7 protein-coding genes are annotated in these 9898 nt (G+C 57.3%); all 7 read right to left on the minus strand.

The window, feature by feature from the left end; genetic code table 11:
• Nucleotides 1–8 precede the first annotated feature (8 nt).
• The gene (locus R2I50_RS05460; RefSeq protein ID WP_316608149.1) at nt 9–722 is read right to left on the minus strand and encodes a YggS family pyridoxal phosphate-dependent enzyme; all 714 of its coding nucleotides are present in this window, start codon (nt 720–722) and stop codon (nt 9–11) included.
• Nucleotides 703–2016, minus strand: a complete 1314-nt coding sequence (locus tag R2I50_RS05465) for an HlyD family efflux transporter periplasmic adaptor subunit (RefSeq protein WP_316608150.1) — start codon at nt 2014–2016, stop codon at nt 703–705. The genes R2I50_RS05460 and R2I50_RS05465 overlap by 20 nt, the downstream gene beginning before the upstream one ends.
• Nucleotides 2017–2048: 32 nt before the next feature.
• Nucleotides 2049–2987, minus strand: coding sequence for a tRNA (adenosine(37)-N6)-dimethylallyltransferase MiaA (gene miaA, locus R2I50_RS05470; protein ID WP_316608151.1), 939 nt, complete (start codon nt 2985–2987; stop codon nt 2049–2051).
• Complete coding sequence (gene mutL / locus R2I50_RS05475) at nt 2984–4945, minus strand: DNA mismatch repair endonuclease MutL (RefSeq protein WP_316608152.1); 1962 nt, start codon at nt 4943–4945, stop codon at nt 2984–2986. Before mutL ends, miaA begins: the two co-directional genes overlap by 4 nt.
• A gap of 219 nt (nt 4946–5164) precedes the next feature.
• Entirely contained in the window at nt 5165–7765 is a 2601-nt protein-coding gene (gene mutS, locus R2I50_RS05480) for a DNA mismatch repair protein MutS (protein WP_316608153.1), read from the minus strand.
• A 76-nt stretch (nt 7766–7841) separates the two neighbouring features.
• Nucleotides 7842–8246 carry a YlbF family regulator gene (locus tag R2I50_RS05485; RefSeq protein WP_316608154.1) on the minus strand — a complete coding sequence of 135 codons (405 nt, stop codon included), beginning with the start codon at nt 8244–8246 and terminating at the stop codon, nt 7842–7844.
• Between the two features lie 20 nt (nt 8247–8266).
• Nucleotides 8267–9670, minus strand: coding sequence for a tRNA (N6-isopentenyl adenosine(37)-C2)-methylthiotransferase MiaB (gene miaB, locus R2I50_RS05490; protein ID WP_316608155.1), 1404 nt, complete (start codon nt 9668–9670; stop codon nt 8267–8269).
• Between the last annotated feature and the right edge of the window lie 228 nt (nt 9671–9898).

The raw sequence follows: 9898 nt of genomic DNA on the forward strand, positions 1-9898 counted from the left end.
TCGACCGGTCACGCGGGATAGTACCGCGCGCCGAAGAGAGCCGAACCGACTCTCACCATGGTCGCGCCGCAGCGGATCGCCTCGGCGTAATCGTCGGACATTCCCATGGACAGAATATCCATAGATATATTATCTATATTTTTGCTGTCAATGTCAAGAAAGATATTACGCATTTTATCAAAAAATTTGCGATTTTCTTGTGCATTTTCACAAATCGGGGGGATCGCCATCAGTCCGCGCACCTTGATCGCGGGGATATCCCTGATCTGATACAGGAGCTCCTCGAGCTGTTCGGGGAGTACGCCGGACTTGTTCTCCTCCCTGCCGATGTTGACTTCAAGCAGGATACCGGTCTCGGTGTTCCGCTTGATCGAGCACCGCGAGATCTCCTGAGCGAGCTTCACGGAATCGACCGACTGGATCAGGTCGACCTTGCCGACGATCTGGCGCACCTTGTTGGTCTGCAGGTGACCGATGAACTGCAAGGACGCGTGCTCGAGGTCATACTCGCCGTACTTGGACAGCAGCTCCTGTACGCGGTTCTCGCCGATATAGCGTAGCCCCAGCAAGATCGCGTGGTTGATGGTGGGGGCGTCGACCGTCTTGGTCGCCGCGAGGAAGGTGATGTCGTCGGCGGTCTTGCCGACGGACTCAGCCGCGCGGGCGATCTCCTCACAGATATGATGATAGTTATATTCTACGTCAGCTAATGATCTTGCCATCGAACAGATCTCCTCCTTCTATTACGACTTTATCGTAAAGCGACACGGTACTGCCGTTTAAGAGCGTACCGGCGGGCGGCTCTTCATTAACGATGATATAATCGTCGCCCGAATACGCGATCGCTACCTGCTTAAATACCAGCTCCGTGCCGTACTCGATATAAACGCCCTGTACCTTCTCACGCTGCTCTGTGTCATTACCCTTGTCGTCGGTGACGGTATAGGTGACGTAATCGTCATGCAGAGCGGATTTCGGGATCTTCAAGCCCTCGTACTCGTTGACGATGATCTCAACGTTATCATGTCTGAGGTACGACAGCGCGTCGCTCATGTAGTTGCACTGCAGCACGGCGATCGCCTTCTCGTTGTTGCTGTAATTATTGACATACAGCACCTTGGCGGGGATAGGCTCGTCGAGCACCGAGGGCAGGCGCACCTTAACGGACGATGACGCATGGGTCAGATTAGCCGCCTGATCGGAGGTGATCGGACACAGGACATACCAGTTGACATCCTTGATGATCTTGCCGATATAGGCGGACTCGTCGATCTCGGCGGGCTGTGCGTTCTCGACGTCCTCGGCGGTGATCTCATCGAGTTTGCTGACGTCGAAGGTCTTTTCATAACCGTCGACCTTAGAGACGAAGTAGCCCGCGTCGGGCGACTTGACGGTGCCGATCGAGGCGCCGGTCGAGGACTTGAGCGCGTCGCGCTCCGCTTTGAGCGCGTTGATCTTCTCCGTAAAATCTCCCTGCTTTCCGGTGACGATCTGCTTGCGCAGCATCGAGGTCAAAAGGCTCTGCTCCGTATTGGTCAAATTACCGAAGTCGCGTGTGTTGACGCCCTTGATCAGATCGATCATACGCTCGTTGATCTGGGCGTTCACGGTGTCGAGACCTACGCTCGGGGAGTTGTTGACCTGGTTGATGGACTCGAGGAAGGCGATGCGCTCGTCGAGCTGTTCGATCTGCTGGATCACGGCGACATCCTCCTGGCTCGCGTAAGCGGTGGCGATCGTGCCGTTGGCGGTCACCTTGCCGCCGTCGTCCACGTCGTAGACCAGCACGCCGTTCGAAGAATAGCTGAGGTACTCCTCGTTGCGGGCGATCAGCGCCTTGGAGTCGATGGTTTCGAACGCCTTGGTTCGGTAGACGGTCTCGGTCGCGATATTATTGTTGCCGAGGAAGTTGGTGGTGATGAACACGAATACGATATACACCAGCACCAGCGCCAAGCCCACACCGATCAGTATTCTCTTGGTTAACTGTGCTCGTTTAGAAGTCGGTTTACTCATGTGATACTTCCTTTATCGAGTCGGTGACTCAGTCACAGCGACTCTTTGATGTATGTGATCGCTTCGGCCTTTATCTCGTCGAAGCTCATGTTATCGATCTCAAACCATCGGGTGCTCTCATCACGCCTGAACCACGTCAGTTGGCGTTTCGCGTAGCGGCGGGTGGCGCGCTTGAGGCTCTCGATGCAGCTTTCAAGGTCGGCTTCACCGTGAAGATACGGCAGCAGCTCCTTGTAGCCGATGGCGGCGGCAGCAGTCTCGCCGTATCCGCCCCGATAGAACGCTCTTGCCTCATCGAGCAGCCCGTTCTCGAGCATAAGGTCGACGCGGCGGTTGATCCGCTCGTAGAGGAACTCTCTGTCAGCGGCAGTCAGCCCGAGGCGTATCGCGCGATAGGGGCTCTCCGCGCTGAGCTGTCTGCTGTTAAGCTCGGTCTGGGTCATTCCGGTGGAGCGGTAGACCTCAAAACAGCGGATGATCCGCTTGGGGTTGCGCCCCTCGGCGAGTCGGTCGGCGGATTCGGGGTCGAAGGAACGCAGCTCGTCGAGCATCACGTCGATCCCCTTCTGCTCGAGCTCCGCGGTGATCGCGGCACGCAGGGCGGGATCATACTCCTGCTCCTCGAACCGCATATTGTTCAGAAGGGAGTCCACATACAGCCCCGTTCCGCCGCAGAGGATCGGCAGTCTCCCCCTGCCGCGGATATCGGCGATCGCCGCCTTTGCCAGCTCGCAGTAACGTGCGACGGAGAAGCTCTCTCCCGGCTCCAAGAAGTCGATCAGGTGGTGTGTAACGCCCTGCATCTCTTCGGCGGTCGGCTTCGCGGTAGCGACGTCCATAGAACGGTAGATCTGCATGGAATCGGCGGAGATCACCTCACCGCCGAGCGACTTTGCGAGAGCGACGGACAGCGCCGTCTTACCCGAGGCGGTGGGTCCGACGACGGCGACAACAGGGTTCCTCTCCATCATTCGATCCTGCCGAACATCCGCTCCAGCTCGCGCTTTTTCAGCACGATGCAAACGGGTCTGCCGTGGGGACAATGGCGGATATCCTCGTCCTCCACCTGACGCGCCAGCTCGATGAGCTCCTGCTCGGTACTGCGGTTGCCGCCCTTGATCGCGGCGCGGCAGCTGACGTTCGCATAGATCCAGTCCATCTTCTCGGAACGGATCTCCCGCTTGTTCTCAGTGAGATATCCCGCCATCTCGATGACGGAGGGCTCGATATCCTCAAGCGGCAGATACTGCGGCGCAGAGCGCACGATGATACTGCCGTTACCGAAATCGTCGATGTCGAAGCCCGCCTCACGAAAGACGTCGAGGTCGGCGATCACGGAGTTATAATCCTGTTTATTGAGGGTGACGGTCAGCGGGGTCAGCAAAAGCTGGCTGCAGCCGCTTCCCTTCTCCTTCTTCAGACGTTCATAAATGATGCGTTCATGGGCGGCGTGCTTATCGATCAGCAGCAGCTCATGATCGTTCTTCTCGATGATGATGTAGGTCTTGAACGCCTCTCCGATGTATTTATAGTAGTTGTTGTCAATGTCGATCAGCGGCTTCGGCTCCCCGATCGCTTCGGGGGCGGGTTCAACCGAAGGCTTTTGTTCTGGCTGAGGGAGAACCGGCTCGGGCTCTTCTTGCTCCGCCTCCATGCGCTTCTGCGCGATATGCTCACGGTAGCCATCCGCAAAGGGCGACGCGGAATCCGCCGCCTGTACGTTCATCGCGATCGGCTTCTGAGCCGTATCGTCGAGCATACGGAATAGCTCGTCGGCACGCTTTTCCTCCCGCTTCAGATCGAGCTTCTGCACGGGCTTTGATACGGGGATCACGGGTTTTTCGTCACGCTCGCGGAACACCTTCTGCGCCAGCTCAAAGGGATTGACCCTGTTGACGGGCTTTAAGTTATTCACCGGCAGATGAGCTTCCACACGCTTCTCACCGCTGAGCAGGGCGGTCTTGACGGCGTGATAAACGGCGTCGAATACAGGGCGCTCGTTGACGAAGCGCACCTCGAGCTTCGTGGGATGGACGTTCACGTCGACCGCGTTGAAGGACATCTCGAGGTTGAGCACACAGGAGGGGAACTTACCCACCATGACGCTCCCCTTGCAGGCTTCGCTGATCGCCGCCATCGCGGTCTTGCAGATCACGAAGCGGTTGTTGATGAAGAAGTTCTGCATATTGCGGTTGGGGCGGGCGTTCTCGGGATGGCTGATAAAGCCGGTGACGTGAATACCACCGAGGGTATAATCCACGGGGATCAGTCCGCGGGCGAAATCGCGTCCGTAGACAGCGTAGATCGCCGAGAGCAGCTTGCCGTCGCCTGCGGTGCGCAGAGCGGGCTTCTGATCCTTGATATAGGTGATCGCGATCTCGGGGTGAGAAAGGGCGATCTTATCGATGACGTTCGATACCGCGTTGCCCTCCGCCATATCGGTTTTCAGGAACTTCATGCGGGCGGGGACGTTATAGAACAGGTCGCGGATGATGAAGGTGGTGCCGTCGGGACAGCCCGCGTCGGAGAGCGACTTCTCCTCGCCGCCTTCGATCAGGCAGCGGGTACCGGTCTCCTCCTCGCGCGCCTTGGTGATCAGCTCCAGATGGGACACCGAGGCGATAGACGCCAGCGCTTCGCCCCGAAAGCCGAGGGTCGCGATCGCGTCGAGGTCGTCCTCCTCGCGCACCTTGGAGGTCGCGTGGCGGATGAACGCGGGACGGATATCCTCTTTCAGAATACCGCTGCCGTTATCGGACACGCGCATGAAGGTAACGCCGCCGTTCTTGATCTCTACGGTCACGGCAGTCGCACCGGCGTCGATAGCGTTCTCTACCAGCTCCTTGATGACCGATGAGGGTCGCTCAACGACCTCGCCCGCCGCGATCAACTCCGCGACGTGCTTGTCCAGTATATTGATCCTGCCCATTTGCGTACCTCCTTTCTGTTTCGGTGAACGGTGAATGGTGTTGGGAAAGCCTGACGGCTTTTGGATTGGTATAACATCTGCTTTTCGTAAGTATGAAGCTCTTTATTGGGGCGCAAGTGTTACGGCTTTATCATTTTACAAATCAGGTGAGGGCGGAGCCCTCCATCAACCATTCACCATTCACTATTCACCGTTCTCCGTTTAACCGTTCTCCGTTCTCTAGTCAACCATTCCCTTCAGCTCATAGAGGATGTTCATCGCCTCTATGGGGGTGAGGGTGTTGACGTCGACAGCGCGCAGCTTCTTCTCGATCATACCGTCTGAAGAAGGCATCAGGCTCAACTGCATGCTGTCCTCCTGCGGCTGTGACGGTTCTGTATATTCACGCGGGGCGTTTTGATTCAGCTCCGCTAATATCTCTTTCGCTCTTTCGATGATGCTGTCGGGCAGACCCGCGAGCTTCGCGACCTCTACGCCGTAGCTTTCATCGGCGCCTCCCGGCACGATACGGCGCAGGAAGGTGATATCGTCGCCGCGCTTTTTGACGGCGATGTTATAGTTCTTGACCCCGTCGAGGAGCTCCTCCATCACGGTCAGCTCGTGGTAATGGGTCGCAAACAGTGCGCGGGCGCCGAGCTTCTTCTTATCGGCGACATATTCCAGCACCGCGCGGGCGATGCTCATGCCGTCGTAGGTCGAGGTGCCGCGTCCGATTTCATCAAGGATCAGGAGGCTCTTCGACGTCGCGTGAGACACGATATTGGCGACCTCGTTCATCTCTACCATGAAGGTCGACTGACCCGAGGCAAGGTCGTCGGACGCGCCGACGCGGGTGAAGATCGCGTCGACTAATCCGATCTCGGCATAAGACGCGGGCACGAACGAGCCCATCTGCGCCATCAGCACGATCAGCGCCACCTGGCGCATATAGGTGGATTTACCCGCCATGTTGGGGCCGGTGATGATTGCGATACGGTTCTCCATGTTATCGAGCAGAACGTCGTTCGGCACGAACATGGCGTTATCGAGCAGCGCCTCCACCACGGGGTGGCGGCTGTCCTTGAGGCGGATCACGGAGCTCTGCGAGATCTCGGGGCGGGTATAGCGGTTGTCTGCCGCTACGTTCGCGAGTGAGACCAGCACGTCGAGCGTTGCGATCGCCTTGGCGGTCTTTTCGATACGGTCGAGGTTCAGGGCGACCTGCTCGCGCACGGCGTTGAACAGCTCGTACTCGATCGCGACCGAGCGATCCTTCGCGCCGAGGATCCGACTCTCGAGCTCCTTGAGCTCCGGGGTGATGTATCGCTCACAGTTCGTCAGCGTCTGCTTACGGATATAGGTCTCGGGGACGAGGTTTTTATACGAATTGGTGACCTCTATGTAGTAGCCGAATACACGGTTGTAGCCGACCTTTAATTTCGGGATACCGGTCTGCTCCTTCTGCTCCGCTTCGATCCGCGCGAGCAGGGAGGTCGAGTCGGTCATGTCGCTCTTGATCTCATCAAGGGGCTGTGAATAGCCCTCCTTGATGAGTCCGCCCTCGCGTACCGAGAACGGCGGCTCCTCCACGATGGCGCTGTCGATCAGCTCGCGGATATCCGTAAGCGGGTCGATATCGATATAGAGCGCGTGGAGCAGCTTTGACCTAAACGGCTCTAAGGTGGCTTTCAGCGTCGGCAGATGGGTCAGTGCCTGACAGAGTGATCGCAGCTCCCGCGCGTTGGCGGAGCCGTAGACGATCTTGGTCATCAGGCGCTCGATATCGAAGATACCCGAGAGGTTCGCCGTCAACTCCAGACGGTTCACGGTGTCCCCCGTCAGCTCCTCTACCGCCTTCTGGCGCTTCAGGATAGTGGTGATATTTAAGAGAGGATGCTCGACCCAGTACTTCATCAGGCGCTTGCCCATAGCGGTCTTGGTCTTATCGAGCACCCAGAGCAGGGAGTGCTTCTTCTCCTTGCCGATCATGGTCTTGGTCAGCTCGAGGTTGCGTCGGGTGTTGTAATCCAGCCGCATGAACTGATCCTCGGCGTAGAACTCGATGTTGTCGATGCGCTCGAGACCCGTTTTCTGGGTATCCTTCAGATACGACATCAGCACACCCAGCGCGATGATGACCTCGCGCATCTCGGATATCTTCGCCGTATTCTCTTTATCAAAGTGATCCTCCACCACGGCGGTGCAGTCGAGCAGTCCGCAGCGGCTGTCGTCGGGATGGGTAACGGAAGCGTTCGAGAGCTTCTCACGGATGAAGAGGTGCAGCACCTTGTTCTGCGCGAGCTTACCCGCGATCAACAGCTCCTTCGGATTATAAGAGGTCAGCTGATCCTTGAGCTGAGAGAAGCTGTGGTCGCTCTTGAACTGCGACACGAACAGCTGACCCGTCGAGATATCGCAGAACACGATACCGACGTAGGATTTATCGGCGTACATCGAGCAGATATAGTTGTTCTCGCTCTCGTCGAGCATGGAGGACTCCATCACGGTGCCGGGGGTGATGACGCGGATGATATCGCGGCGCACCAGCCCCTTTGCGCTTTTGGGATCCTCGGTCTGCTCACAGATGGCGACCTTGTAGCCCTTGCTGACCAGTCGGGCGATGTAGGACTCGGCAGAATGAAACGGCACGCCGCACATCGGCGCGCGCTCCTCCTGCCCGCAGTCGCGGCCGGTGAGGGTAAGCTCGAGCTCCTTGGAGGCGAGCTTGGCGTCGTCGTAGAACATCTCGTAGAAGTCGCCGAGACGGAAGAACAGGATGCTGTCCTTGTTCTCCTCCTTGATCTGGAAATATTGCTTCATCATCGGAGATAACTCCGCCATGCTTTTCACCTCTTTTTTATCAATCAGGCGCGGACAGCGTCCGCCCTTCACCGTTCACAGCGGCACAATATGCCGCTTAGTGGCAGCCTCCGCAGGTGGAGCAGTCGTGGGTGCAGTCCTCGGAGAAGTCGGTAGTGTCGGGATCCTCGCCGTCAGCGCTCTGCTGTACGATCGCGAGCACGCGCTGCAGCACCTTGTCGAATGCCTGCTTCGCGTCGTTATACGCCTTCATGTTCTCGTTCGACATGATGTCGGAGTACGCTGAACGCATCTCCTCGTTGAGCTTCTTTAAGGTCTCCTCATCGCGGTCGGACTTGCACGCCTCGGCATTGATGGCGACGCGCTTGATGTTGAACTCGGTGATGAGGTTCTGCAGGCTCTCGTCGGTATCCGCCGCGTTCTTCGCGTTCTGGATCGCCTTATATTCTTCCTGTTCCTGGATCGCGTGACCCAGCTGTCTTGCAATTGCGATTACATCCATTTTATATTTCTCCTTTAGAATTATTTCATCAGTTCTCCCGCCAGTATCCAGTTGCGGGCTTTGGTGATCTTCACGTCGCGGAAGTCGCCGATCAGGCTCTCGTCGCCGTCGAACTCGACAATGATGTTGCCCGAGGTCCTGCCGCAGAGGCGACCCTCGCGCTTCGCCTTCTCCTCGACCAGAACGCGCTCGACTCTGCCGACCATGGAGGCGCAGCGTTCGGTGGCGATCTCCTCCTGCACGGCGAGCAGCTCGCGAAACCAGCGACCCTTCTCTTCATCCGATACAGGGTCGTCCATCGACGCAGCGGGGGTGCCGGTACGGGGCGAGAAGATGAAGGTGAACAGCGAGGTGAAGCCTACCTCACGGATCAGGGACAGGGTCTCCTGAAAGTCCTCGTAGGTCTCGCCGGGGAAGCCGACGATGACGTCGGAGGTCAGCGACACATCGGGGATACGCGACTTCGCATAGTTCACGATATCGAGGTACTTCTCTCGGTCATAGTGGCGGTTCATCGCCTTCAATACCCTGTCCGAGCCCGACTGGAACGGCAGGTGCAGGTGCAGGGAAATGTGCTTGCTGTCGGCGATGGTGTCGATCAGCTCGCGGGTGCAGTCCTTCGGGTGAGAGGTCATGAAGCGCAGCCAGTAGTCGCCCTCGATCCTGTCGATCTCGCCGATCAGCTGAGCGAAGGTCGGTCGGGGCTCGAGTCCCTTGCCATAGCTGTTGACATTCTGACCGAGCAGGGTGATATCCTTATAGCCCTTTTCGATCATCTCCTTCGCCTCGGCGATGATGATCTCGGGATCGCGGCTGCGTTCTCTGCCGCGGACATAAGGCACGATACAGTAGGTGCAGAAGTTATCGCAGCCGTACATGATCGGCAGCCAGCCCTTGAAGCGTCCGTCGCGGTAGGCGGGGATGCCCTCATGCACGAGCTTGTCATCGTTACCGCGCATAAAGATACGCGAGCCGTCCACGAGGCTCTTGTACAGCAGCTCGGGGAATTCATGCATACAGTGGGTACCGAATACCAGACCGACGAAGGGGAAGCTCTCGCGGATACGCTTCGCGACATGCTCCTGCTCCATCATACAGCCGCACAGGGCGATCAGGATCTGCGGGTGGCGGCGCTTGAGGTTCTTCAAGGCGCCGACGTTGCCGAATACCCTGTCCTCGGCGTGCTCGCGCACGGCGCAGGTGTTGAAGAGGATGAAGTCGGCTTGCTCGGGATCCTCGGTGAAGCTGTAGCCCGCCGTATGCAGCATACCCTTGATCCGTTCGCTGTCGGCGACGTTCTGCTGACAGCCGTAGGTACGGATATACGCCAGCGGCTCTTCTCCCCTCTTGCGGATGCTCATGACCTCCGCGATCAGATTGAGATATTCGATTTGAGCGTCGGACATCTTCACACTTTCAGCCAATAGTATTCCTCCAATGCGCTCTTACATACGATCAACGCGCAAATTACGCAGTATAATCCTATTATCCGTAGTATTATAACACAAGATATCCGGCTTTTCAAGTCGTTTTACGCAAAATATTGGGCTCAGTATGTAGGTTTACAATAGAGTCGTTACAGTAGAAGTAAAAAAGAATAGCAAATAGGAAGAACCTGTGTTACAGTTAGTTCGCTTACAACAAAACTCTAC

Source organism: uncultured Ruminococcus sp. (assembly GCA_902785355.1).
Lineage (GTDB): Bacteria > Bacillota > Clostridia > Oscillospirales > Acutalibacteraceae > Ruminococcoides.

What these genes read in the sequence shown, in the direction of transcription:
- mutS (WP_316608153.1), bottom strand. Translation starts at nt 7,765, where the DNA reads ATGGCGGAGTTATCTCCGATGATGAAGCAATATTTCCAGATCAAGGAG.
- mutL (WP_316608152.1), bottom strand. Translation starts at nt 4,945, where the DNA reads ATGGGCAGGATCAATATACTGGACAAGCACGTCGCGGAGTTGATCGCG.
- R2I50_RS05460 (WP_316608149.1), bottom strand. Translation starts at nt 722, where the DNA reads ATGGCAAGATCATTAGCTGACGTAGAATATAACTATCATCATATCTGT.
- R2I50_RS05485 (WP_316608154.1), bottom strand. Translation starts at nt 8,246, where the DNA reads ATGGATGTAATCGCAATTGCAAGACAGCTGGGTCACGCGATCCAGGAA.
- miaA (WP_316608151.1), bottom strand. Translation starts at nt 2,987, where the DNA reads ATGATGGAGAGGAACCCTGTTGTCGCCGTCGTCGGACCCACCGCCTCG.
- R2I50_RS05465 (WP_316608150.1), bottom strand. Translation starts at nt 2,016, where the DNA reads ATGAGTAAACCGACTTCTAAACGAGCACAGTTAACCAAGAGAATACTG.